Raw genomic sequence first — 25,258 nt, forward strand, 5'->3', positions numbered from 1 at the left:
AATTATCCTATTATTTTAGTTTAAGCTGCATTGCTTGGCGATTAATCTTTTTATAAACCTTGTGGCCCATGGTGTTAACAACCAAGGTAATATAAGGGTCAATATGACGGAAGAATTTATTCCATCCCGCGCATAAATAATTCAGCCCTTTTTGCCCTGTGTGGGTTTTAAGTAATCTGTTTTTCGGACATTCACCAAAACAAGCAAACTGATAATCACACTGACGACACTGATCCGGTAAGGTGCTTTCTTTCGCATAACCAAACGCTTGCTGTTTTTCGGAAAACTGCATATCTTGCAAGTCACTTTCATTGATGTTACCTAATTTAAAATCAGGATAAACATAGTGATCACAAGCAAATACATCACCATTAGCTTCAATAGCTAAACCTTTACCGCACATAGGTCCGAGTGTGCATAATGGATTAACACGTCCCATCCAGGCTTCAATCGCCGCTTCAAAGTAAGGCACGTTAACCTTACCGATGTCTTCATTAAGCCACTCATCAAAAATGGTACATAAGAAGTCACCCCATTGGCCTGCGGATACACACCAAGCTTCCATGATAGAGTCTGGATGATCCGGTTCTGCTTCTGGCATACCTTGAAATAGCATTTCAGCATCGTCCCAACGCTGCGGCGCTGTGTCACGAAAACTTTTAGCTTCGACAATCGGAATAAATTGCATTTGTGGCGAGCGAATTACATCGCGTAAAAAACGATAAACAGCTAGCGGTTCAGCCCCGGATACATTGTTAACGCAGGTTAAAGTTGCAAAGTTAATATTATATTTATGCAAAATATCAACACCTTTCATCGTTTGCTTAAACGTGCCACGACCAGCTCGGTTAGTACGATAGGTGTTATGGATCATTTCTGGTCCATCAATGCTAATACCGACTAAAAAGTTATTTTTAGCGAGGAACTTACCCCATTCATCATCAAGCAGAATACCGTTGGTTTGTAAATCGTTCTCAATAATTACGCCAGGTGGGCAATATTTCTTTTGTAATTTAACCACTTCACGGAAAAATTTAACCCCCAATAATGTCGGTTCACCACCTTGCCAGTGAAACACAATTTCAGGAAAATTTTGCTGCTCGATGTAAGTGCGGATATAGCGATCTAGCATTTCTGGATTCATTGTCGGTTTGCAACCTTTGTCATAATTAAGCAGCTGTTGCTTACTCAAATAATAACAATAAGTGCAATCAATATTACATGCAGGGCCTATCGGTTTGGTCATCACATTCATGCGCTGCTGAGGTTTGCCATTGTGTTGGCGAATTTGATTATTACTCATATCATTCACTACCTGAACTGTAAAAATACAGTATTTAGACCATTAATATTAATCGTCTTAAAAACGAAAAGGAGCTACACCAGTAAAAACCGATGTAACTTCCTTGTTTACAAATCCATTTTTTTATATTTAGCTACATTACTTATTTGTATTGCGCATTACCCCAGATATTCATTTTTTCTACGATCTTATCAATAGAGAATGAACCAGGTACTTGACGTGGAGGGAACTCTACAAATGTTTGTAAAAATTGTCCCGTTGTCGCTGCCCCCATATAAACATATGGAATACGATCAAACATCCAGCTCTCATAAGTGCCAGACGTTAACATTGCACTTTCATACGGGTCTTGGCGAAGGTTGAAGATATAAGGAACGCGAAGTTCTTTCATCGGGCACTGCCAAACTTGAAAACCTGTACATTCTTGTACTGAGTAAAGTACTTTCCAGTCACCAATACGCACACCAGAAATGTCACCGCCATCAGTTACGTAGAAAAACGATTTGCGTGGCCAATCAGTATTCTCATCAGCAGTGGTGCTTTTGCCTTCTTTAAGTTTGTCTAAAAGGTTGTAACCATCGAGATGAACTTTATAGTCTTTACCGTTAAGATCTGTACCTTTTTTCAGATCTGCAACGATAGCATCCTCGCCCACTGCAGCCATGAATGTTGGGATCCAATCATTATGCGCACCGATTTCGTTAACCACTTGACCTGCAGGGATTTTACCTGTCCAACGGATCATAGCTGGAACACGGAAACCACCTTCCCACGTTGAGTTTTTCTCACCGCGGTAACGTGCTGTTGCACCATCAGGCCAGGTGAACTTCTCTGCACCGTTATCCGTGGTGTAAGAAACAATAGTGTTGTCTGCAATTTTTAGATCATCTAACTTATCAAGTAGTTGGCCTACCATGTTGTCATGTTCAACAAGACCGTCACCGTATAAACCACCACGCTTAGAAAGTCCTTTAGAATCCTCTTTAAGGTGAGTCCAAACATGCATACGTGTTGAGTTAAACCAAACGAAGAAAGGTTTTTTCTCTTTATGTGCTTTGTCGATGAATTTAAGTGTCGCGTCTAAGAATTCTTCATCTACCGTTTCCATACGTTTACGTGTTAGCGAGCCAGTATCTTCGATACGACCATCTGCATATGAATGGATAACACCACGAGGGCCAAATCTTTTCTTGAATGCAGCTCCTTTAGGGTAATCTGCATTCTCAGGTTCTTCTTCTGCATTTAAGTGGTACAGATTACCAAAGAATTCATCAAAACCATGTTCAGTTGGTAGCTGGTCATCACGATCACCAAGGTGATTTTTACCAAACTGACCAGTAACATAACCTTTATCTTTAAGCATGATTGCTAGCGTTGGATCTTCGGCGCGCATGCCTTCCGCAGCACCAGGAATACCCACTTTAGTGAGGCCTGTACGCATTGGATGTTGACCTGTGATGAATGCTGAACGACCTGCAGTACAAGAGTTCTCACCATAGAAATCAGTGAATAATGCCCCCTCGTTGGCAATACGGTCGATATTTGGCGTCCAATGACCGGCTTGACCCTGCGTATATGCACTCAGGTTATCAATACCGATATCATCGCCCCAAATTGCAAGGATATTTGGTCGACTAGTATCTGTAGTCGCGAAACTCGCTGTTGCAGTCGTCGCTAACGCAGCGCCAATACAAAGCTGAAGTAATGTTTTACGTTTTAACATTTTATGTACCCATTATTAGTTAAGAACTTTAATTAACAGGGCAATTATGCGATGTAATGATTTATTGAATACCGTAAAACTACTGTACCAAATCGAACTACTAAGCATTTGTGCAAGCTAAATTGACCTGAATCAATTTCAATACAAATAATGTTTTAAACGAGGAGGAAACGACTGTTGCGGTAACCAAACTAGTGTTTTTACTACTACTAACGAAATAAGGGGAGTTGTAATATTGACGCATAAAATAAACAATTATTAAGGCTATATTAATGACAAATTCAATTACATCATTTGAACAACTCTTAATCGCACAATCGTCATTAATAACTTGCGCCCCTGATAATTTTGAAAAGAATTGGAATAGGCTTGCTAGCCAAGCACTTGACTGGTTTAAACTAGATCGTATGTGCCTTTATCAAAATGATAAATCATTGGGAGAAGAGATAACCAGCACAGATACCGAACTGAAATTTATCGGTGTGGCAAACAAAGGTCCTCACACGATAGACAACGCCCTCTTATCGATGGATAGCCAAGGTATTGCAGGTTATTTAAAAATGTTACACGCGCAGGTGCCCATTCACTTCAGTGCAGAACAGCTCAGCACCCAAAAGAATGGCGTTCTCACTACACTCTATAAAAATGGTGTACGCTGGCATACTATTTTACCGTTAAAGATCCACGGTAAGAAATGGGGAGCGCTTTCGATGAGCCGTTTTGGTGAAGATGCCCAACCTCTCAATCACAATCAATTAATTCAGATAAAACTACTCGCCGAAATGTGGGCTGTTTATTGGCAGTTTTCCAAACTATCACGGCATTTATCAAGCAAAGTAACGCCAAACAATGCTGTCGAATTGTTAAGCCCACGCCAAAAAGAAGTGCTCAGTTTGCTTGCGACAGGTATGACAGCCAAAGAATGTGCAAAAGCGTTAACGCTTAGCCATCGCACCATTGAATCACATAAATATCTCATGCTAAATGTATTAAATTTATCATCTCAGGCAGCGCTCATTAAATTTGCAGTACAAAATGGACTCGTTGCTCACCAGTATCAATCGAGTATTTCACACCATTGATAATGGCTTTATGTCAGCGCTAGTATCGTGCCATCAAAATCAAAGAATACGATATTCACGCTAAATACCGTTTTAGTGCCGCGATTATTGGCGGTATGGTTGGTGCGTGTACATCTGGAATGGCTTCAATATCAAACCAACTCACTTCACGGCACAAGTGTGGCTCGGCATTGATGAGTTCACCTTGCCAATCATCACATACATAAACGTGGTGCAGGCAAGCAACATTCGGATCTGGAAATTGAATTAAAAAATTGAGGCTAATAGGTTCAACGCCCACTTCTTCAAATGACTCCCGCAGCGCACTTAGCCGTGGGGTTTCACCGACTTCGATGCGACCACCTGGAAGACTCCACTGTTGATCAAGAAACTCGGTATTTTGGCGATAAGCAAGCAATACTTGAGAACCTTTAACAAAGATAATTTGGACGACATCCTGATACATTGCTTATCCTTAAAATCGTATTAACTTAAATTAATGCTCTAAAATCTAAGGCTTACAATGAAAATTCAGCTTGTTACCATCTAGATCTCGAAAATAAGCACAATAATAACCACCTGATCGCAGACCCGGATCACCTTCATTTTGCCCACCTAACGCTAATGCTTTTTTATGCAGCTTATCAACCTCCTCAGTCGAAGACACGCTAAGCGCAACCATAGTGCCATTGCCGTAACTTGCATCTTCACCATCGAACGGATTACCTATTGCCAGCATAGGTTTACCTTCACCAAAGCTCCAAGCTAGAAATGTTTTTGAATCAGCGACTTTTTCCGCGCCCATCACTTTCATTAACGAACCGTAAAAATAACGTGAAACATCAATATTTTGTGAGCCCAACATAACATATCCAATCATTTATATTCTCCTATCATTTATTTTCTACTACCAGACATTAATCTTATTCTGCAGTAAACCGTCTCGGGGCAATAGCGCTTGTGGTGTATTCGACTAATTACTTAATCCGTTTGTTATTTAGCGACCAAATATGTCAATATTTCCACAATCTGATCTGGCGATGTAGCCCAAGATTGCGCAGAGCCATCAACTTCTTTTAACGCGTGGATCAAACTTTCATCGTGCAAGGTTATATAAGGTTTGCCTAAAGCCGCACAATAACCCGCGTCGAAAGCAGCATTCCACTGCTTGTATTTCTCACCGAAACGTATGACTGCAAGATCACAATTTTTGATCGCGGTTTGAATCCGAATTGCGTTCACTTTTGAGGATTTATGATCTCGCCAAAATGACGTGCTTTCTTCCCCTAAACAGTCTCCAGCGGCATCACTTGCTGCGTGGTTTGTTATTGCCGAAGTAAACTGAATATCGAGTCCTTTTAGCTCGCAGCCATTAATAATTTGTTCGCGCCAATCACTGTGGATCTCACCTGATAAATAAACCACATACTTCATAAATTTAACCTCTTATATTCCATTATAAAAAATGACAAAAAGCACTCTATCAAATAAACAAGTTTTGCTCTAATTCTAGTAAACGTTTCTTTAACGACAAACCACCACCATAGCCAACGAGTTCACCTTTACTGCCGATAATACGATGACAAGGAATGATAATAGCCAACCCATTAGCACCATTGGCACAGCCAACAGCCCTCACTGCACTTTCGTTGCCAATTGACTCCGCTAAACCCAAATAAGTCGCCGTTTCACCGTACTTCACATTGGCTAACTTATCCCAAACAACTTTTTGAAAGTCCGTTCCCACCAGTAATAATGGCATATCAAACACACTACGTTCACCTAAGAAATACGCTTCAAGCTGTGTTTTCGTATTCGTCAATACAGCATCATTTTGCTCCACAAAAGTCGCATTCAGGCCGCGCTGAATTCGGTTATCAACAGACGCTCGCATTTTTCGGTAACGAAAGTCACACAAGCACAGTTTGCCGTCATATGAACCGAGTATAAATTCGGCATAAGGGTGTTTGAAGTATTGAATATTAATTTGATTCATCATCCGGAACTCGTCAAAGAACCAATAAGGCTCGCGACGATATGAGCGCCAGAAAACTGACCAAGCTCATCTAAATGGATATGTTTAAATTTTTCGAATGCCTCCGCTGAATTATTCGCCCGAATAACATCTCCAACACGCTCAAAACCTTGTGCAACAAGCTGTTCTTTCTCAATTAAAAATATCGGGCTGTTTATGTCCAAGTGTACGACGGTCTCTTCTTTTACATAAAAATTAAATGTTAACATTTGACTACCTCCATATAAATGTCGAGCAACTTAGCTCATGATTATAGATTGCTAAGCCCCTACAAAGCCCTGTTCATCAACCCTGTAATCGCTACGCACTCAATCAATCAATCTAATAAAGTATAATTAAATACAACTAGCATATTGAGAAGTCAGATGTGCTTATTTGATAGTTCAGAAAATTGCTGCCCCATGAGATAACCCTCCGTGTTAAATGTAATTTATATTATGTTTGTAATGAGCATAGCTACCTAGCCTTATCCCTAGCTTTACCAAAATATAGCTCTAACTATTCCCTTTCTGAATAATTAATTTATCACATCAAAAGCAATGCACCCGCTATGTTCATTTTGTTAACTCAATGACTATTAGTCATTTATCAAGTGAAAAACCAGATCATTTTGATAATTGCTTACAACATAAAAACCATCTATCGACTGAAATAATCGTTCAAGTTCTTCTTTTTTCTTACCCTGAAGATTCGAGCCTCTATAGGTCATTGAAGACCAAACATCAGAAGTTGACGATTCGATTCCAAGCAAAATATTTAGCTTAACCATACGAGCTAACTCTTCTTGATATATGAAAAATTGACGTAAATGGGTATTGGTAACTTGATATTGCCCAGCGTTATTGACGGTCAGCACTTCATCAATCATCCGATTTAATCGACTTCTAGACTCAATTGAGCTATTCATAACCCCTAACCAATCGTTCTCTTCACTCGTCAATAGACATAAAAATAACATCGTTCGTGCTTTATTATAGTTTATAAATCCAGGCCACATTATGTCATCTTCACAAGATACTAATGCCCTTTCAAATTGTTCACATGCTGATTTTAAATACATAATTGCATCTTCTTTACTTGATGGCGACATCAGATTTATTTTTTCGCTGACTAATTTCATGCCATCAATAGAAAGCAGGTTAATCCCATTTAAGCCTAGAGATTCGCCAATTAAGAACATACCTTTTTTATTATAAAATAAGCCTAAGTAATTATGATATATAGTTTTAGTCACTGGATTTCGTAGTATTGGACCTCGTACATGAAGTAAATCAGCATGTACATTAAATTTGTTATCTGAAACAAAACTTTGATATGAGATGACGGCTTTAAAAAGCTTTATTGTTTCTGTTATTTGTATTGAATTACCTTTACTAATGGAATGTAAAATACTGCTTCGACGTTCGACTTCTGCAAGTATACAATCCATACGTTTTCTATATGCACCTTTATCAATATCACTGGCATTAAATACAGCAGGAAAAAAGACTATCAGATCAATCATGTACTGAAGAGTATCCGCAAACAAAACAGCTGTACCTGACTCTCGTTTTAGCTTTAGCTCTATCGACTTGAATAACTCTTTTTCTAACGTTTTTTCATCATCACACTGAAACTTGATGACCAGCTCTGGTACTGAAATAACATAATTCTCGTTATCTAATATATTGCCATCCATCTTGCTTATATTATTTACACTATCTATTGAAGTATAAGTCCTAACAGCAATAAATAGAGCCAGTACCGCAATACAAAACCCAACGATAGAAATAGTGAAATTAAGAAGATCCTTCCCTTCTTTTATATAATAAATCCAGATTGCAAATGCCGATGACAGAGCCACAAGAGCTGCAATCACAACATAAATAATTCTTATTGCTTTCAAAGGTATATCCCATTTAATATTATTAGTGCAAATATTATGCTTCGTTGAAAACTCACTCAGTGACAAGGTGGTGCCTTTCCTACTATTGCCCGTAAATCGACAGCGACACTCATTTTATTCTTCCTAATTACTCAATTCAAACGGCTCACAAGCAGTACCTTGATGATACTTCAATTGCCATTGTGTTCCATTTAACACCCAGACTGATGACCGTTTAGCAAAGTGACTGCTTTTACCTAACTCATCAACTGACGCTGATTTATAGAGCAGTAGCTGAACTGACTCTTCGAGCTGAATGCATTCATAATCTTGAGAATGGATAAACCCATTCGATGGTTGCTCACTCGCCATCATTTCAATAATAGATTGGTGATCGTAACTGATACCCGATTCACCCACCTCTCTAAAATCACCATGAATTAACTGCGCTATATCGGCCTTACTTTGTCGAATTTCATACTGATGTAACGCGATTTCTTGTTCGATCAAAATATCCATTTTCATCTCTAAATCAAAGCAATAGACTTATAAACTATCAACCTCGTCCCATAATAACAATATGTTAAATAAATAATGCTAATGCTGACACAAAAAATGGCGACGGTTTAAACCAGTCGCCATTCAATTCATAGCTCATTTATTCAAGCTAAAAACTAACTCACTACTTCAAACGAACTAAGCCCTAAACCACTGCCTTTATTCACTTTCACTTGCACTGGAATACGTTCTTTTAATGCTTCAACGTGGCTAATGACGCCAATCATCTTACCTGACGCATTTAAGTTATCCAGCGCATCCAAAGCGATATCCAAAGTCTCCGCATCGAGCGTACCAAAACCTTCATCAAGGAATAACGAATCAATACTGGTCTTGTGACTAACCAAATCAGATAAGCCCAGTGCTAATGCCAGACTCACCAGGAAGCTTTCGCCACCCGATAAGGTTTTGGTATCACGTACTGCATCCGCTAGCCAAGTATCTACAACTTGTAACGCCAAGGCTTCACTGCCAGAGGCCAATTTACGTTGTAGTTGGTAACGGCTGTGTAAACGATCCAGTTGTTGATTAGCTAAGGTAACCAAATGATCCAGCGTTAAACCCTGCGCAAAGCGGCGGAACTTACTGCCATCTTTCGAGCCAATTAAACTTTGCAAATAAGCTTTGTCGTCATAGTCGGCTTCAGAGTCTTTAATCTGCTGATAAAAATCAGCTAAATCAGCGCTACGAGCCGCATCATCAGCAAGGCGCTGTTTCAATTCACCTTGACGCTGTAAACCTTGGTTTAACTGTATTGTCAGTTCATCTAATTGGGTAATAATCGTCGCGAGTTCAAGTTTAGTAACCTGCGCCTGTTGCAGTATTAATAAACCGTCATTCGCTTGCTCAAACAATGCCTGACAACGTGTTAAGTGAGCTATTAGTTGTGACTTAAGCGCCAATAATCGCTGCTTTTCTGCTGCGGGTAATAACGCTTGGTTAAACTCAACGTCAGTAGTAAATGGGCTCGCGGCTAACGCCTGTTGCCATACTCCTAAGCAATCTAACGATTCTTGCTTCTGTTGCGCTAAACCTTGTTGTAAAGTAGTTAACTCGCCTTGCTGCGCGTGCACTTGATTCGATAATGTCGTCGCTTGTGCTGTGCTTGCTTGCTGCGCTTGTTCGGCGCTATTTAACTGCTGCTGCATAGTATGTCTTGCATCCGCCACACTACGCTGACCAAATAACTGCTGACGTTGCTGCTGTTTATCAGCCAAATTAGCCGACAGATTAGTTAACGTAGTCAGGCTTTGCGCAATAACCGCGTCCAGCTTCACTTGCTGCTCACGTAATGGTGTTAATTGGCTGTCTGCAGTAAGGAACTGTTCGCTTGCAGTCTGTAATAACTCTACTTGCTGTGCCCATGTTTGCGTTGCTTGATGGCATTGCGCTAACCAGTTGTCGAGTTGACTCCATTGTGGCAATGATAAACCTAACTCAGTCACGCTATTGGCTAATGCTTGTTGTAATTCACTTAGCACCTGTCCTTGTTGCTGCGTTTCACGTATTAGCTTTTGCTCAGCGTCTTGGGCTGTTTGTAAATCACGGTTCACTAATTCAATTTGATGTTGCAGCTGTGCGCTGTTTTTATCAAACTCAACCAACGCTTGCTGCGCTTGCTGTAATTTCAGCGTCGCTGCTTTTAAGCCTTGGATACGTTGTAACAATTGTTCTAATTGCATAACTTGTTGCTGCACAAATGTCTGCGTATTCGCGCTATCACTAATAACAAGGTTGGCATTTAACTGCTGATTGTAAGATTGCCATTGGGTAATCAACGAATCTAACTGCGGTTGTAAGGTCGTGTTACGATTAGTGAGGTTATCTAACTTGGTATTTGTAACTTGCAACTGACTTTTAAGATCACCGCCCTCGGTTTCAATTTGCTTTAACGCTAGCTCTAATTCTGCTTTACGCTGCGCCGTTGGCGACTCACTAATGTGTTGGTATTCGGCGATCAGTGGATGCTCAGTCGAACCACATAACTGACACGCTTGTCCCGGTTCAAGCTGACTACGTAATTGTTCTAAGCTGGCAATCTTTTTCTCTTGCTCTAATAAACGCTGAACATCGTTGAACTCTTGTTTCTTGGCTTTAAACAGGTCGCGCTTTGCGGCGATGTCAACGTTAACGCCAGTAAGCTGCAGCTGTAATGTTTTAATGTTAGCGTGGTTAGCTTCAAACTCTTGCGATTCGCTAATATAACGCTGCTGTAAACCAGACAGCTGCTCCACAATGCTTTGCGCGCGTGATTGTTGACTTAACACATTCTCAAGCGTTGCTAAATCATCACCCGCTAACAAGTCAGTGACTTGCTGCTGCGCCTGATTAACCGCATCGTTCACCAACTGCTGACGCTCAGCACTTGCCAACACTGAAGCCGACAATTGCTGTTGCGATGTTTGGCTTTGCTTTAGCAATGCTTGGTTGTCAGCCACCTGTTGATTTAATGCCGTTAAGTTTTGCTGTTGTTGATCACATTGCTGGATCTGGCTTTGCCACAGCGGTAGACGCGTACTCAGCTCTGCATCTTTACTGTGCTGCTGTTGGTATGTCTGGCAATCATTTATGGTATTTTGGGCCTGCTGCGCCGTTTGCGTTAACTGAGTTAATTGCTGCAGCGTGGTTTGCTGTTCACTCTTTTGTTGCTGTTGTAGCGACTGACATTGTTGCAATTCTTTAGTTAGTTGGGCGCAATCATTGTCCAATGGCATTACCTGCTCATTGATTAACGTTTCTTGCGTTTGGCTTTGCTGCTTAACATCATCTAACAGTGCTTGAGTGACTTGGTTTTGTTCTTGGTTAGCTGTCAGCGCACGTTGCGCCGATGCCACTGCTAGCTGTAATGCCTGTTGCTGCTTGTCTAATGCTGCAAACTTACTGTTCACTTGGGTTAAATGCGTAAACGGCAGTCGTAATGCTTCAGCTGGTCCAGCTTTTTCTAATTTATCTAATTCAGGCTGTTGTGCTGTCGTGTCCTGCTCTGCTGTGGTTAAACTGCGTTGTGCTTGGCTAACAACTTGCTGTGCTTGCTCAAGCTGTTCACGCCATTGCTTTTGTTGCTGTAGATCTGTTTGCTGCTGAGTTAATGCTGTTACCTGCTGACTAACTTGCGTTTGTTCCGCGGCGATCTCACTGCGTTGTTCGTCATTCAATAAGTTCACGCCATCGGCTTTAGCACGTAGTTTGTCTAATTCCGCTTTTGCGAGGTTGTGACTTTCAAATACCGCTTGCGAGATCTGACCGTAAATTTCAGTGCCCGTCAGTTCTTCTAATAACTCGGCGCGATCATTGGCGGGTGCATTCAAAAACGCAGCGAACTCACCTTGCGATAGCAACATCGATTTACGGAAACGTGAAAAATCTAAACCGGTGATTTCCGCCACCAGCTGTTTTTTCAATTTAACTTGGCTAGCAAGAATGTCACCAGACACCACTTCCGCCAGTTCTACTTTCATTTCTTGTAAGTTGCCCTGTGCACTGTTTTTAGCACGACGTTGACTCCAACTGGCCCGATAACCTTTACCTTGTACTTCAAATTCAACTTCGGCGGCGCATTCAGCCGTGTTACGGGTCATGATTTCATTTTGCGATTTCGATATCGCTAGACGTGGGGTCTCGTGATACAAAGCCAAACAAATCGCATCAAGAATAGTGGTTTTACCTGCGCCTGTTGGGCCTGTAATAGCAAACAGGCCATTACTTAAAAACGGTTCTTGATCAAAGTTAAGCTGCCACTCGCCTTTTAACGAGTTAATATTTTTAAAGGAAAGACGTTTTATCTTCATTATTTTTCCTCCTGCGTTGCATGCTCTACTTGCTCAACAATCTGTTTAAAAGCGACTTCGATACGTGATTTACGCGCAATTTCCGCATCTGTGGTAAATTCAACGCCTTGTAGACAGCGAGCAAATACATCATTCACCGACAGTTCTGATAAGGTTTCTTTCACTTCGCTATGCAAATGTTGCTCCCTGTCTTTACGGGCACGGCGCACTTGCAATACTTCCACAGGCAGATCAATGGTCATGGCTTCAATTCGGGTTTGCAAATCAGTAAGATAATCTTGTTCTTGCACCTCAATACTCAGCCACACTGGTAATGAATCGATATGCGTGTTGAAATCAGCTAATTGCGCTTCAATGCCTTCTAAATTACCTTTAATCACCTGCATGGGTTGGAATCGAGGGATCATCAATTCCGTTACAGAATCGAACTTACCTTCAACAAAATTCACCAAGTTAACGCTCTTTTGTTGTTTAACTTCGTCAAAGCTTAATGGGATTGGCGAGCCGCTATAACGGATATGCTCTGACTTAGCGACTTTTTGTGCGCGATGAATATGACCAAGGGCAATATAGTCTGCAGCAGGAAATTGATTCGCAGGGAATGCTTCTAGTGTGCCGATGTAAATGTCGCGTACTGATTCAGTCACGGATACGCCCAGTGCAGTTAAATGCCCAGTAGCGATAATCGGCACTGGCGATGCGTGCTCTTCAATACGTTGCGTACGCTTGTTTTCAGCCAATTGATACAAACTGGCGTAATGTCCAGTGATCGCAGCGCCTAAACGTTGCTGTTTTTCTGTGCCCGATTGCCATGCTTCACTTTGCATAACATCGCGAGGTCGTACAAACGGCACTGCACACAACAATGCCCCGAGTTGACCTTGGCGGTTTTTAAGTTCCAATACTTGTTGCTCTAATTCAGGCGATACACTGGAAATGACTTGAGTATTAAGCTGTGACAATAACTGCTTTGATTCATTAAGCGTTGCGACCGAATCATGATTACCCGCTAGAATAATTAACTGACAGTTCACCTTACTCATGGCAACGACAAAGCTATTATACAACTCACGCGCATAACTTGGCGGTGTCCCAGTATCAAAAATATCACCCGCGACAATAACCGCATCCACTTGGTGCAGTTCAACTTGTTCAAGTAACCAAGCCATAAAACAACTGTGTTCGTTAGCGCGACTTTTCGTAATGAAATGCTGGCCAAGATGCCAATCTGAGGTATGTAATATTTTCATGAAACGTGGGGGTCCTAGCGGTAAAAGTAAGCTATCGCTAGTGTATACCCAAACGACTTCTAGGTGCAGGGGGTAAAACTTAAATTATCAATAAATCGGCTGATGGGGTACAACTTATCCGGTTGAAAGAAACTGGCTTTCAGGCATATCATTCAACAGATTATGTACACCTGAAAAACCAAATTAGTTAATTTTCCTTATATGTCTATAACGTCAGCTTATCGGTACTTTCTATCTATAAGCTGACGCATATTTATAGTGAAAACATATGTATTCACTCTGGTGCGAGTTAATCACCAGCTTTACCTGCTAGTGATTACTCTTCACGCTTTTAGTCTTGCTAATCTTCGATGATATCAGGTACTGTTCCACCTACTCTTTCGAAGAAGGTCTCGAAGAGCGGAGGAGTCGCGCCATTTTCCCCAGTTGCTTCTAACGTAACCATATCATCGTCATATCCACTGCCATTATATATATGACCATTGGGAACCTCTATTTCAGGCTGATCAAACGGAGCGGCTCGACGAAGAATACGTTCATCCGTTAGTGTACGCATCCACGCGGCTATTTTCGCTTGTCGACCAGGTTTTCCTGACAGTTGACCAATAGGCCTAATAGCAGGATCCAAATCTTCATTACCAGGGAAGTCACCACCACGTGTATAGAAAGCCACAACATCTTCCAGCGTCAAATACTTACCATTATGGAAGTACGGTGCTGTTAACTCGATATTACGTAAGGTCGGAACTTTCATATGACCTTTAACTTGTGCTTTCGCTTCACTAGCCGAAAGAAGTGGTAAATGAGGCCACTGTGAATCGTCTCCATTATTTGATTGTGCTGATAATGAAATGAGCCCAAATGGCAGATCTTCTCGTCCTCGTCCTAAATCTTCTTCTGTTGCAGTAACACCAACATTATAGAACCCTGAGTCATAAAGTCCCATACCTTGAGAGTTAGCTAATCGCATCGCTTCGACAGGCTCTGCTAACTGAAATTGCAGAGTCGCCGTAGTAAACAATGGTCCATCATGGCATTCGTTACAGCTAGTCCCGCCACTAAGGAAACGACTGAAGCCTTCTTTCTCATTCTCGGTCAAATCAACTTCACCACGGGCAAATTGATCAAACTTACTGTCTTCCGAAAGTAGCGTTCGCTCGTAAGCCTGTACTGCGATACCGAATATGAAGGAAAAATTAGCTTCCATCAGACTGTAATCCACAGCATAACCTTTTTTCGGATCATCCAACGACACTGTGTCTACACTATTCCAATATTGTTCTTGGAAAGCGTCCATGATTAGAGCCTGATAATTAACTGTAAGTCCTTTGTTAGTGCCTGTTGTGTTGGCAAATTCAGCAAGTAAGCTATCATCTGCATGCACACCTTGTAACCCTAGCGGCATTACAGCACCATCAAACAATTTAGCTGCAATCTGAGGGAAAAAGCGAATACCGTCATCCGGGCCGCATGCCATTTCTACGTGACTTGTAGCAGGGCCTGTAGCCTGCGACGCTAAAGCTGATATATCAACCAAAAAATCAGTGTCTTTTACAATCGAACCGTTAACACCACCCACTGCTTTATAAACACCTGCGTCGGTATCTGCAGGTCCAAATGGATTTTCGCCATTAAAGAATCGATGCGCACGACCATCCCAGAACTGGAATACATTAAACGCAGAATTAATGACTGTTGGTGCTTGTCTGCCTGTTCTCTGTCTGAAGTCATCGCCTAAGCTGTTACACAAATCTCTATCACCCAGAACGATGTCCACATATTCCTCATTTATGACCCCTTGAGACCCTAACACCGAGCCATTCGGTAGTGGAAAGCTTGAAAGTGTCGCCAGTAAATTACCCGGACCTTCTGTAAATTGATTTTTAGTACGCCAATCGGCGCCAGCTAAACTATGGCAACTACCACAAGCGACTTTATTGTCTGAGCTTACTTGGACGTCCCAGAATAAGGCTTTACCCAGTTGTTCAAGGGCTTTATTATCAGCGACAACAAGATCGGAAAGCGAACCTTGCGTCTCAAAATTACGGTTTACGACTACAGGTTCAGGTAAAAATGAAGGATCTAGAAGATACTCTAGAGCTTCAAAGCGAAGGTGATCGATAAAGCTACCCGTTATAGCGCCATCAGGGTGTGATACTACATGAGAAGTGAATACCACTGGCGCACATAAGTTTTCATCGATTAATGCAGTCAACATTGCATCTTTAAGTCGAAGGTTAAATTTAAGTAAGCTTAGTTCCGGTAGCGGTTCAGGCGGTCCAACAATGAAATGCACTGGCTGTGGCGGAATTTCAGGTCCAGTGATCACTTCGCCCAGTAATTTTCGATCTGACAAATCCAAACTCAAAAATGACTCCCCTGTGGTGCAATTTTGAAGCTCTATCGTTTCAACTTCTTGCGCGGAGGTAATACCAGCAATGACAACTTCAATATCGTATCTATTACCAAATGTTGCAATACCCACTTCACCACCGACGGGAACACCATCAGCATCTTCAATGTTAGCGCCATCAACTAGTTCAAGCAGAGCATTGAATTCATGATCTGGTTCAGGTGCTTCAACTGCACCTTTAGCTCGACGAATATCAAGTTTAAGCTTGCTCTTATCACGCTTATGCAAAGCTGCTAACAAACTCTTTTCAGCCTTCTGTTCTTTGCCCAATGCTTGAATCTGCTGACGCAAAGCAGTGACTTCAGCTTTATCCACTGGCTGTGTATTTCTAACGTCCTCAAGTTGCAGTCTTAGATCGGCACTTTGAGTTTGGTGTTTATTATATAAATCCTCTTTTTCAATGTCTTGATCTTGTAATCCTACAATAAGCTCTTCTAGGACTCCTGCACTAACCGACGTTCCAACGATTAGAAAAATAAAACTAATCATCGTTAATGGGACTGTGACAAGTTTGGCAAATATTGAACGTTTTTTCATATTCCACCCCGTTGTATTCTTCATGATTCCAAATATATAAAATTTGATATTGTTATTATGGAAGTGAATTAAACATCAACAGCGATGAAACCCTCATTCCAATAGTTAATTTAGCCCAAATAATGTAATTAGCTCAGTCACCAAAGTGATAAAATGGCAGTAACAGCAATCAGAAGTGTGATACAGGCCTCAATGATTAATGAAGACATCGTGATTACTCATTGAATACAAAAAAGTTATACAGTATTAAATATTAAATACTTCGTACTTAACGCCAATTTAATTTATTTTATTTTGTTTTATAGACTTAAAAAGAATTAACACCTAAGTAATGTTAAATAAATAAACAATAGTGAATCATTAGCGTAACACCTAGGGGCCCTGTATAACACAGTGTAAAGCCGAATTAAAAGGACGATTTATTCATGCAAATACACCATATCGAAGGTTATATTCAAACTATTTTGTTAGTCGAATACCCAGACAAGCTATTGCTACTTGATGGCGGCTGTCGATGTGATGTACCTGTCATAAAATCCTTCATTACCGATACGCTTCAGCGTGACATCAACGACTTAAAACTAGTCTTGATATCACATATGCACCCTGACCACGCTGGTGGTGCGCACTTATTACGAAAGCAATTGGGTTGTCGTATTGCATCAGTAGGCTTCAAAAAACAGTGGTATCAAGGTTTAAAAGGTCGATTCGCCCATAGCATTGATATCATGCTAGCGCTATATGTGGCACGTCGTAAGGGTAAAAAATGGCAGAATATTTATTATCACCCGCATCTTAAACCCGACATTATTTTACATGATCAAACCCCAGTACCAGAATTTGATGAGTGGATGGTACATTTTACTCCGGGGCATACCGACCGTGATTTATCATTTTTACACCAACCTACACAGCAGATGTATATCGGTGACATGATCTTAAAACTGCGTAATAAATTTACCTCACCTTTCCCTATCTATCAGCCCGATGCTTACAAGCAATCATTAAACAAATTATTACAACTCAACATCACCCAAATTTTAATGGCGCACGATGGCTATACAAAAATAAGCGCCGAAGATATTCAGCTATTGATTGATAAGAGCACTAATCACCCACTTACGGTTGTAAATGTAATTAAAAATAAGCTTATGAAAAAAATTAGTTATAAAAACAGACAGTAAACAATAAAGATTTTTAAAATATTTCGTTTAGCACTTTTTTATCATAAACAATATATGTTGAACCCTATCTAGGCATTATTATCGCCACTCTAAAATTCTTAGTGGTGTTATTATGAAATTGCATAATCCAACGATATTATTACTTTCTATCACTTCCGTTGTCGGTTGTGCAACAAATCCGATCCCTTCAACTGAAGAGATAAGCCAAGCAGCAAGCGAAATCAAAACGCGATTGACCACTCAATTAACGACACCATCGCCAGATACCTTGCTTGCCGCAAAGCGAACCCAATTACCCACTTTGTATGCAGAATTACCGCGCTATGAATCTGAAGATGACGTGCAGCAAATTATTGCCAATTATAATGACGCCCAGGCTTATACCAGTAACTTAGCTGACCACGCCCAAGACAGCGAAGAGAAAGCAGTATTGAGCCAATACGCTGAAGATCTCGATTATGCCATCAAACCATTACGTGAAAAGAATGGCGATAGCATGTTTAGTCTATTAGGTGGCCCTGCTTATACGCCTGAACAAGGTGCTTTATTGGCCGGTGGTGGTTTGTATTCTTTTACCACAGACCGTAACGACATTGATTTACAACGCTCAAGTATCACTGGGTTTATGATGGTCAATTTCCCGAGTAATGGCAGCATGGGTTATGGTTTTCAATCAAAACAAAACATCTTCTTTAACCAAAATAATTCGAAATACGAAGGTGTCGTCAATTTTGGCCAGCAATCATCACAATACTTTGGTGTTGGTTATGATAAAGGCTCGACAGTAGAAATGGGTGAAGACACCACGTATGACGCTAATCGCGGTGAATATATCGGTAGCCTTGCTTATCGTTTCTTTGGTGACTGGTATTTTGGTGCCAACGCTGAAATGAACTACGTGAAAGTGACTGAGCAATCAGATTACATCTTAGCAGACCAAGATTTTCAGGATTATGCCGACAAGCCATTCACATTAGGTCTAGGTTTAGTGCTGGAATATGATTCTCGTGATTTTGCAGTGAATGCCAAAGAAGGTCTTTATTTTAAAGCCAATTATTTGAACTTTAATGAAAAAATTGGTTCTGATAGTGACTATTACAAAGCGAATTTTGAGTTCCGATCTTATTACAGCTTTAACCCAACCAATACGATTGCTAGCTTTACCCAGTTCCAAGCAACGAAAGGTGATGTACCTTTTTATGATCTTGCAACCTTGGGTGGTGCCAATTCAATGCGTGGGATTTTCAAAGGTCAATTTATTGATAACACAGCCTTTGAAACAACGCTTGAATGGCGTCATACCTTTAGCCGCGCTAATGGATTACCGTCGAATCACGGCATGACGTTATGGTCTGGTATTGGTGGTGTCGGTGAGAGCCTAAATACACTGTCTGATGATCTGTTTGTCAGCTACGGTGTTGGTTATCGTTATCAGATCCAACCAAAAATGAACATCCGCTTAGATTTAGGCATGAGTGAGTTTGGTAACGGTTTCTACTTTAATTTCACAGAAGCTTTTTAATACTGTACCAATACATCGTATCAACAAGCTATCAATCTGCACATTTCATAGCTTGTTGAACTAAACTTTTTTACTAAATATTTGTACTAAGTTGTTGTACTAAATAGTATATACCGCTATAGCTAAATACTGTATGGAAACAGGCCTGTAGTAAATCATCATTATATTTCGCCATTGAAAAAATAGGATCATTTACCCTATGTTACTTAACACTATCTCATTTAAACATATGCTAACGAATTTGATTAGCCCTCGACATACCAAGATGGTTAGTAATTTATTACTTGCAGGACTACTCACTGCATGCGCCAACACTGCTGACACCCCATCACAAAGTGAAGTTGCCGACCAACAAGCATTAGAACAAGCCTGGGCTGAATTTTACGCCACCCTTGGTGATGTCGAACAACAGTTCCGTGATAGCAGTATTTACCAGCGCGACCCACAACATCGTATTGAAGCTTATGAACTATTATCTGCAATAACCAATGCGGCGATGAGTGGTGCAATCTCAGGTGGTGATGGTAGCTATCCCCATTTCCGTAACTTACTTGATCCAGGTAAACGCATCGGTATTGATAACCCAGATACATATTACCGCGCTGCCAATGTCAGTAATAAAGACGGTGAGAATGTCTATATCATCACAGGTAATCGTGGTACCACAGCAGATTTCTTATTAGAATTATTTGAAGCGGCAAACCCACAAGGTGCGGTTTCAGTACTTGACGATAATCACATGACGTTTGATGCTAACGGTAATTTTAGCGTTACCCTGAGTAAGGATAAAGTACCCGGAAACTGGATGGAATTACCACAGCAGCAGCAAGATTTGATTGTGATTGCCCGTTATACCCATGCTAATTGGAATATCGAGTCAGCGGGTAACATTACCATTAAGCGCCTTGGTAGCGAAGGTATTGCAAGTAAACCGTCTAGTGCAACTGCATTAACAGAGCGTATCCACAATGCAACATCAATGGTAAAACGCCAAGGTACATTCTGGCCTGATTTTGCCGATAAAATTTCATGGTTACCAGAGAACACCTTGATTTCATTCCGTCCAACAGGTGATATTGGTATTCTGGGGCAATATAACAGCCTAGGTCATTATGATTTGCAAGACGATGAAGCAATGATCATTAAACTACCGGAAATTGAATCTGACTATAATGGTCTGCATACCATGAATTATTGGGCTGCATCACCAGACTGGGTAAACACACAAAGCAGTGTTTCTTGGGGTCGTAATGGCAAAGCCCAAGCATATAAGAGCGCGGATGGTTATTATTACATCGTGGCATCACCAAAAGATCCCGGCATCCAAGATTGGGTTGATACCAGCAGCACGCCAACGGGTGTATTGATGTTACGTATTCAAAGTGGCGTTGATGACAAGGTAATTACTTCGACAACACCAGAAACAACCGTTGTTAAACTCAGTGAGTTGCGTCAGCATTTACCTGCAGACATTCCAATGTTCACTACTGAGCAACGTAAACAGCAATTAATACAGCGCCAGCAACATGCTGCAAAGCGTTATCAAACATGGTAATAGCTACAAGCTACAGCTTAACTCTTGCGGTTGACGATATTCAGCAGGTAATTTAGCGATAGCCTTACGTAAATCTTTAATTCGGGTATCGTGTGATGGATGCGTGGATAGTAATTCAGGTGGTTGATTTCCGCCTGATGCTGCAGCCATATTTTGCCATAACGCTACACTTTCTTGTGGGTCGAACCCCGCTTTCGCCATTAACTCTAAACCGACAATATCCGCTTCCGATTCTTGTGTTCGCCCATACGGTAATGCCACGCCATATTGAATACCTAAACCTAGCGCTTGCATGGCCGTATCTTTATAAGCTTGATCTTGTAAGGCGTAGTCTGTCACTTGTAATCCAAGACCAGTGATCTTCGATTGCGATAAACGTTCGTTGCTGTGATTTGCGGTTACGTGCACGATCTCATGACCCATTACTGCGGCAAGTTGAGACGGTGTTTTAGCGACTTTTAATAATCCGGTATATACGCCGATATGACCACCCGGTAATGCAAAGGCGTTCACTTGTGGGCTATCAAAAACAATGACTTCCCAGTGAGTCGATTGATCGACATAGTGCGTGAGTGTATCAGCGATACATTGCACGTAATTATTCACCTTAGGATCTGTGTTGATTTTTTCTTGCTGTTTGATTTGCTCGAATGATTGCGCGCCCAACTGCGTCATGTCACCAGATGAATATAATAACACTTGATTGCGGCCTGTTGGCGATGCTGTGCACCCAACAATTAAAGATGATAATATCGCTAAAGGTAAGATTTTTTTAAACATGCGCCCTCCATATTGGCTGTTGTTTTTTAGTAACTGTTATTAATAGCTACTATTTAATAGTATCAGGCTAGTATAAGGAGGGTTTTAGCAATAGTAAAATGCAAAAGATAGGCTCAGCGCTAAAAGCTTTTAAACTGATTCGTTTTTGTGTCGTAGTGATAACCTAAGGTATCAAGTTTATCCGCGAGGGCTTCCGATGGCATATCATAACTTGCAGAAAGATCATGTAAATCAGGACACTCTAAACGTAGTTTCTCATTCACAATACTGAGTAAGATCGCAGTATCCATTTGTTCGAAATTACTTAAATCCATCTTCATCACCTATGAATAATTTACAGATAACTTAAGTTTAGAAGAATGGAGATAATTTCACAGCTAAGGTGAGCAAATTAATTGATTATGATTTTTTAAACCAGTTGCTGATGAAAGAAAAACGGGTTTTCTTACGCTGCGCAAGTTTTTCCAAAATAGCTTCATCAATCCATTGCTCTGACATTTTACGCGCGTTATCCAGCGCTTTACGATCCATTTTAGCTTCGATCATTTTCAGTACTTTTTTAATATCTTTACGATCTTCGCCATTAAGTTGTGCAGCGTTAAGCCACGCATAACCTAAGCCGTAATGCTGCTGAATACCTTCAGCGTATACATACATCATACCTAATTGCACTTGTGCTTTAACATAACGCTTACGCGCCGCCTCTGCGTATAATTTAAATGCTTGAATTTTATCAGTGTCAGTACCTAAGCCATTAAAAAACATGCCAGCAAGATTACATTCCGCGGCAGATAATTCGTACTTAATGACTTCTGCTGAATAGGCAGTCGGGTTGCTGGTAAATGAACGAACAGCGATGCTATACCAATAAAAAGCGTCATCAAAATGGCCTCGAGCATGGCACATATCCGCAGCAGCAAGTTGAGAAAAAGGACTACCCTGTTCTGCTTCTGAGATAATCTGTAAACCACGGTCTTGTGGTTTTAATTGCGCGTTTTCACTATTATTTGACATGCTTGTGCTTACCAATAAAAAAACAAAAAGTCAGCAAAAGCCGACTGATAGAATTAACAGCTATACGGATGAATTGACATATAACGACAATGTAATACACCTATGTTTATATACAGCAGTTATTACATTCTACCGAAACTAATACCTCCTGCATAGTTGCGATTTAGCCGTTGTTTTTTAACCACTCCCAGACAATTGTTTAAGCGATTTTAACAACCGATTTAACCTTATTTAAACATTCTTATGCTATTATCGCCTCATTAAAGCGCGACAAAAATAGATAAAAGGATAAAAAATGTCACAGCAGACAGCAAACAAAGCCGTATTAGTATTCAGTGGTGGTCAAGACAGCACGACTTGCCTAGTAGATGCACTGCAACGTTATGACAGCGTAGACTGTATTACCTTTGATTATGGTCAACGTCATAGCCAAGAAATCGAAGTAGCGAAAAAAACAGCTGCTTATTTCGGTGTTAAAAACCATAAAATAATTAATGTTGATCTGCTAGGTGAATTAGCGATTAGCTCGTTAACACGTGACGATATCGCAGTTTCCCATGAACTCATGGATAATGGTTTACCCAATTCATTTGTCCCTGGCCGTAATATCTTGTTCATGACTTTAGCAAGTATCTATGCTTATCAAGTGGGTGCTAATACAGTGATAACAGGTGTATGTGAAACAGATTTTTCTGGCTACCCTGATTGCCGCGATGAATTTATTAAATCAATTAACCAAGCTTGTAACTTAGGCATGGCAAAAGAGTTTAAATTTGAAACCCCCTTAATGTGGCTAAACAAAGCAGAAACATGGGCACTTGCAGACTTGCATGATGAACTTGATTTTGTTACTCACCAATCACTGACTTGCTATAACGGTGTTATTGGTAAAGGTTGTGGCGATTGCCCTGCGTGTCTATTACGTAACAATGGACTGAATGATTATCTGTCTAACAAGACATTGCATATCACCGCACTAAAAGGCAAGTTACCACGTTTAGCGAATATTAAAGCTACCTCATAACTGTTTGTAGCAATAAAGCAGCTAAGACTCAATTGCCGTGTCATTTACACATATGCAATTGAGTCCTCTCCAAGAAACTGACATTCCCTTCTTTTATTATTCCGTCATACTTATAAGAACACGTTAAATATTAACGCTGATATTGCAATCAACCCCATCGTCATCACGAAGATGTTACTTAACGCGCCACGGTATTGAGCTAATGCTTCGACTTTATGTATCGCATACATCGGCATAACAAACAAAATCATCGCAATAACCGGGCCAGAAAACATTTCCATCATATTTAAAATACTTGGATTCATCACTGAAACAGCCCAGATACTGGTAAACAATATAAAAATAGTCAGCTTATTGATCGCCGCAGGTTTCATGTTGACTTGTTTACGTATCAGTCCACTTAGCCCTTCTCGCGCCCCTAAGAAATGCCCAAAGAATGACGAGGTAATAGCAATGAAAGCGATTAAAGGACCCAAAGAAGCAATCAAGGCATTATCTTTCACATTTGCAAGATACGATAACACCGATATATTTTGTATTTTAGCTTCAAGTAGCTGCGCAGGTGTAAGACTAAACACACAAGAAAAAACAAAAAACACCACAAACGAAATAAGCATAATCGAAGTACGCTTCAGGATCTGTTCTGATTTTAGCCCTGCTTGGTGACCATAATGGCGTTTTTGTGCCGTCGTAAAGCTAGAAATAGCCGCTGCATGGCTAAATGCAAAAACAGTCACTGGTACTGCTAACCATAATGTACGTGAAAATTCCCCCATATCTGTTGCCATTGATACGTCAGGCACTTGCCAATCTTGGATCATATAGATTGATAGACCAGCCAGTATAAGCACCAAGGGATACACGATTATCTCAAACGCTTTGAGTACTAATTTTTCTCCTCCCATCATTACACCAACCATACCAGCAACCAATACACCCGATAGCAACACACGTGAAGGAGAAGCGAGACCAAGTTGATTAACGATAAAACTATCGACCGTATTGGTTAGGCCAACACCGTAAATAAGTAAGATAGGATAAATAGATAGAAAATAAAGCACAGAGATAATACGACCCGCATTCGGACCAAAGTGCTCTTCAACCACATCGGTAAAGTCCGCGTCAGGATTTTTCGATGACAGCACGAATCGGGATAAACCTCGGTGCGCTAAAAAGGTCATCGGGCCAGCAAGTAAAGCCATAATAATAAGTGGCCAAAATCCACCAGCGCCAATATTGATCGGTAAAAAGAGTATGCCAGCACCTACAGCAGTACCAAATAAACTAAGCGTCCACTTGGTATCATGTGCGTTCCAACGAGAAGACACTGGATTAGAATAAGAAGATGAATTAGATTGAGAATGAGATTGACTACTTTTAATATTTAACACGTATTAATCCTTGGTATATTCAATGCAGTGTATTTACCTGGTTTACGACAATAATATAGATACCTTAACTACATAAAGCACAAAAACCAGTGACAAGGACAATACAGAGGGTTTATAACGATGTAAAGTATTGTTAACCATAACACAACATACATCACATCAAATTTACAACTTTATAGGTACCAGTTCACATATGGTTATGAAATAACATCATCATAATGATAATGATATTTCGCTGCTTAGCTCATAACCCTCA

Annotated in this window: 21 protein-coding genes; 5 read left to right on the forward strand and 16 right to left on the reverse strand. The window is 40.6% G+C overall.

The annotated features are described in order from the left end of the window. Nucleotides 1–10 precede the first annotated feature (10 nt). Together FR932_RS10940 and FR932_RS10945 are read right to left on the reverse strand one after the other, a co-directional pair. Complete coding sequence (locus FR932_RS10940) at nucleotides 11–1,303, reverse strand: anaerobic sulfatase maturase (protein ID WP_019442640.1); 1,293 nt, start codon at nucleotides 1,301–1,303, stop codon at nucleotides 11–13. 142 nt (nucleotides 1,304–1,445) lie between these two features. After that, nucleotides 1,446–3,026, reverse strand: a complete 1,581-nt coding sequence (locus tag FR932_RS10945) for an arylsulfatase (RefSeq protein ID WP_019442641.1) — start codon at nucleotides 3,024–3,026, stop codon at nucleotides 1,446–1,448. Between the two features lie 272 nt (nucleotides 3,027–3,298). Between FR932_RS10945 and FR932_RS10950 the strand changes: the two genes are divergently transcribed. After that, a complete protein-coding gene (locus tag FR932_RS10950) occupies nucleotides 3,299–4,108 on the forward strand; it encodes a response regulator transcription factor (protein ID WP_019442642.1) in 810 nt (269 codons plus the stop codon). A 55-nt stretch (nucleotides 4,109–4,163) separates the two neighbouring features. Here FR932_RS10950 and FR932_RS10955 read toward each other — a convergent pair whose 3' ends face one another. From FR932_RS10955 to FR932_RS21805, 10 genes are all read right to left on the reverse strand, one after another. Beyond that, nucleotides 4,164–4,553, reverse strand: a complete 390-nt coding sequence (locus FR932_RS10955) for an NUDIX domain-containing protein (protein ID WP_019442643.1) — start codon at nucleotides 4,551–4,553, stop codon at nucleotides 4,164–4,166. A gap of 45 nt (nucleotides 4,554–4,598) precedes the next feature. Then, complete coding sequence (locus FR932_RS10960) at nucleotides 4,599–4,967, reverse strand: VOC family protein (protein WP_019442644.1); 369 nt, start codon at nucleotides 4,965–4,967, stop codon at nucleotides 4,599–4,601. A 113-nt stretch (nucleotides 4,968–5,080) separates the two neighbouring features. Further along, a complete protein-coding gene (locus FR932_RS10965; RefSeq protein WP_019442645.1) occupies nucleotides 5,081–5,521 on the reverse strand; it encodes a YtoQ family protein in 441 nt (146 codons plus the stop codon). Nucleotides 5,522–5,570: 49 nt separating this feature from the next. Continuing rightward, the gene (locus FR932_RS10970; protein WP_026032230.1) at nucleotides 5,571–6,083 is read right to left on the reverse strand and encodes a methylated-DNA--[protein]-cysteine S-methyltransferase; all 513 of its coding nucleotides are present in this window, start codon (nucleotides 6,081–6,083) and stop codon (nucleotides 5,571–5,573) included. Further along, complete coding sequence (locus FR932_RS10975; RefSeq protein ID WP_019442647.1) at nucleotides 6,083–6,331, reverse strand: hypothetical protein; 249 nt, start codon at nucleotides 6,329–6,331, stop codon at nucleotides 6,083–6,085. Before FR932_RS10975 ends, FR932_RS10970 begins: the two co-directional genes overlap by 1 nt. A gap of 368 nt (nucleotides 6,332–6,699) precedes the next feature. Continuing rightward, nucleotides 6,700–8,007, reverse strand: a complete 1,308-nt coding sequence (locus FR932_RS10980; RefSeq protein ID WP_026032231.1) for a hypothetical protein — start codon at nucleotides 8,005–8,007, stop codon at nucleotides 6,700–6,702. 123 nt (nucleotides 8,008–8,130) lie between these two features. Next, a complete protein-coding gene (locus FR932_RS10985; RefSeq protein ID WP_019442649.1) occupies nucleotides 8,131–8,505 on the reverse strand; it encodes a nuclear transport factor 2 family protein in 375 nt (124 codons plus the stop codon). Between the two features lie 155 nt (nucleotides 8,506–8,660). Further along, nucleotides 8,661–12,332: an AAA family ATPase gene (locus FR932_RS10990; RefSeq protein ID WP_019442650.1), complete on the reverse strand. Its 3,672-nt coding sequence runs from the start codon at nucleotides 12,330–12,332 to the stop codon at nucleotides 8,661–8,663. After that, the gene (sbcD, locus tag FR932_RS10995; RefSeq protein ID WP_019442651.1) at nucleotides 12,332–13,582 is read right to left on the reverse strand and encodes an exonuclease subunit SbcD; all 1,251 of its coding nucleotides are present in this window, start codon (nucleotides 13,580–13,582) and stop codon (nucleotides 12,332–12,334) included. The genes FR932_RS10990 and sbcD overlap by 1 nt, the downstream gene beginning before the upstream one ends. Before the next feature lie 340 nt (nucleotides 13,583–13,922). Beyond that, entirely contained in the window at nucleotides 13,923–16,532 is a 2,610-nt protein-coding gene (locus tag FR932_RS21805; protein WP_019442652.1) for a cytochrome c peroxidase, read from the reverse strand. A gap of 425 nt (nucleotides 16,533–16,957) precedes the next feature. Between FR932_RS21805 and FR932_RS11005 the strand changes: the two genes are divergently transcribed. The 3 genes from FR932_RS11005 (at nucleotide 16,958) to FR932_RS11015 (ending at nucleotide 20,793) form a co-directional block, all read left to right on the forward strand. Further along, nucleotides 16,958–17,716, forward strand: a complete 759-nt coding sequence (locus tag FR932_RS11005) for an MBL fold metallo-hydrolase (RefSeq protein WP_019442653.1) — start codon at nucleotides 16,958–16,960, stop codon at nucleotides 17,714–17,716. 112 nt (nucleotides 17,717–17,828) lie between these two features. Further along, on the forward strand, nucleotides 17,829–19,238 hold the full coding sequence (locus FR932_RS11010) for a BamA/TamA family outer membrane protein (protein ID WP_019442654.1): 1,410 nt from the start codon (nucleotides 17,829–17,831) through the stop codon (nucleotides 19,236–19,238). 199 nt (nucleotides 19,239–19,437) lie between these two features. Then, the gene (locus FR932_RS11015; protein ID WP_019442655.1) at nucleotides 19,438–20,793 is read left to right on the forward strand and encodes a DUF1214 domain-containing protein; all 1,356 of its coding nucleotides are present in this window, start codon (nucleotides 19,438–19,440) and stop codon (nucleotides 20,791–20,793) included. 3 nt (nucleotides 20,794–20,796) lie between these two features. On the opposite strand, the gene FR932_RS11020 is transcribed toward FR932_RS11015, so the two are convergent. The 3 genes from FR932_RS11020 to FR932_RS11030 form a co-directional block, all read right to left on the reverse strand. Then, nucleotides 20,797–21,573, reverse strand: coding sequence for a M48 family metallopeptidase (locus FR932_RS11020; protein ID WP_019442656.1), 777 nt, complete (start codon nucleotides 21,571–21,573; stop codon nucleotides 20,797–20,799). A gap of 119 nt (nucleotides 21,574–21,692) precedes the next feature. Further along, a complete protein-coding gene (locus tag FR932_RS11025; protein ID WP_019442657.1) occupies nucleotides 21,693–21,887 on the reverse strand; it encodes a DUF4250 domain-containing protein in 195 nt (64 codons plus the stop codon). An 85-nt stretch (nucleotides 21,888–21,972) separates the two neighbouring features. Further along, nucleotides 21,973–22,587: a tetratricopeptide repeat protein gene (locus tag FR932_RS11030; RefSeq protein ID WP_019442658.1), complete on the reverse strand. Its 615-nt coding sequence runs from the start codon at nucleotides 22,585–22,587 to the stop codon at nucleotides 21,973–21,975. Between the two features lie 295 nt (nucleotides 22,588–22,882). Here FR932_RS11030 and queC point away from each other — a divergent pair, with 295 nt between their 5' ends. Next, nucleotides 22,883–23,611 carry a 7-cyano-7-deazaguanine synthase QueC gene (queC, locus tag FR932_RS11035; RefSeq protein ID WP_019442659.1) on the forward strand — a complete coding sequence of 243 codons (729 nt, stop codon included), beginning with the start codon at nucleotides 22,883–22,885 and terminating at the stop codon, nucleotides 23,609–23,611. Nucleotides 23,612–23,721: 110 nt separating this feature from the next. Here the strand turns inward: queC and FR932_RS11040 are convergent, their stop codons facing one another. Then, nucleotides 23,722–25,002 carry an SLC5/6 family protein gene (locus FR932_RS11040; protein ID WP_019442660.1) on the reverse strand — a complete coding sequence of 427 codons (1,281 nt, stop codon included), beginning with the start codon at nucleotides 25,000–25,002 and terminating at the stop codon, nucleotides 23,722–23,724. Between the last annotated feature and the right edge of the window lie 256 nt (nucleotides 25,003–25,258).

The organism is Moritella marina ATCC 15381, assembly GCF_008931805.1.
Lineage (GTDB): Bacteria > Pseudomonadota > Gammaproteobacteria > Enterobacterales > Moritellaceae > Moritella > Moritella marina.

Coding starts and splice junctions, on each gene's coding strand:
- FR932_RS10940 (WP_019442640.1), bottom strand. CDS start 1,303: ATGAGTAATAATCAAATTCGCCAACACAATGGCAAACCTCAGCAGCGC.
- FR932_RS10945 (WP_019442641.1), bottom strand. CDS start 3,026: ATGTTAAAACGTAAAACATTACTTCAGCTTTGTATTGGCGCTGCGTTA.
- FR932_RS10950 (WP_019442642.1), top strand. CDS start 3,299: ATGACAAATTCAATTACATCATTTGAACAACTCTTAATCGCACAATCG.
- FR932_RS10955 (WP_019442643.1), bottom strand. CDS start 4,553: ATGTATCAGGATGTCGTCCAAATTATCTTTGTTAAAGGTTCTCAAGTA.
- FR932_RS10960 (WP_019442644.1), bottom strand. CDS start 4,967: ATGATTGGATATGTTATGTTGGGCTCACAAAATATTGATGTTTCACGT.
- FR932_RS10965 (WP_019442645.1), bottom strand. CDS start 5,521: ATGAAGTATGTGGTTTATTTATCAGGTGAGATCCACAGTGATTGGCGC.
- FR932_RS10970 (WP_026032230.1), bottom strand. CDS start 6,083: ATGAATCAAATTAATATTCAATACTTCAAACACCCTTATGCCGAATTT.
- FR932_RS10975 (WP_019442647.1), bottom strand. CDS start 6,331: ATGTTAACATTTAATTTTTATGTAAAAGAAGAGACCGTCGTACACTTG.
- FR932_RS10985 (WP_019442649.1), bottom strand. CDS start 8,505: ATGGATATTTTGATCGAACAAGAAATCGCGTTACATCAGTATGAAATT.
- FR932_RS10990 (WP_019442650.1), bottom strand. CDS start 12,332: ATGAAGATAAAACGTCTTTCCTTTAAAAATATTAACTCGTTAAAAGGC.
- sbcD (WP_019442651.1), bottom strand. CDS start 13,582: ATGAAAATATTACATACCTCAGATTGGCATCTTGGCCAGCATTTCATT.
- FR932_RS21805 (WP_019442652.1), bottom strand. CDS start 16,532: ATGAAAAAACGTTCAATATTTGCCAAACTTGTCACAGTCCCATTAACG.
- FR932_RS11005 (WP_019442653.1), top strand. CDS start 16,958: ATGCAAATACACCATATCGAAGGTTATATTCAAACTATTTTGTTAGTC.
- FR932_RS11010 (WP_019442654.1), top strand. CDS start 17,829: ATGAAATTGCATAATCCAACGATATTATTACTTTCTATCACTTCCGTT.
- FR932_RS11015 (WP_019442655.1), top strand. CDS start 19,438: ATGTTACTTAACACTATCTCATTTAAACATATGCTAACGAATTTGATT.
- FR932_RS11020 (WP_019442656.1), bottom strand. CDS start 21,573: ATGTTTAAAAAAATCTTACCTTTAGCGATATTATCATCTTTAATTGTT.
- FR932_RS11025 (WP_019442657.1), bottom strand. CDS start 21,887: ATGGATTTAAGTAATTTCGAACAAATGGATACTGCGATCTTACTCAGT.
- FR932_RS11030 (WP_019442658.1), bottom strand. CDS start 22,587: ATGTCAAATAATAGTGAAAACGCGCAATTAAAACCACAAGACCGTGGT.
- queC (WP_019442659.1), top strand. CDS start 22,883: ATGTCACAGCAGACAGCAAACAAAGCCGTATTAGTATTCAGTGGTGGT.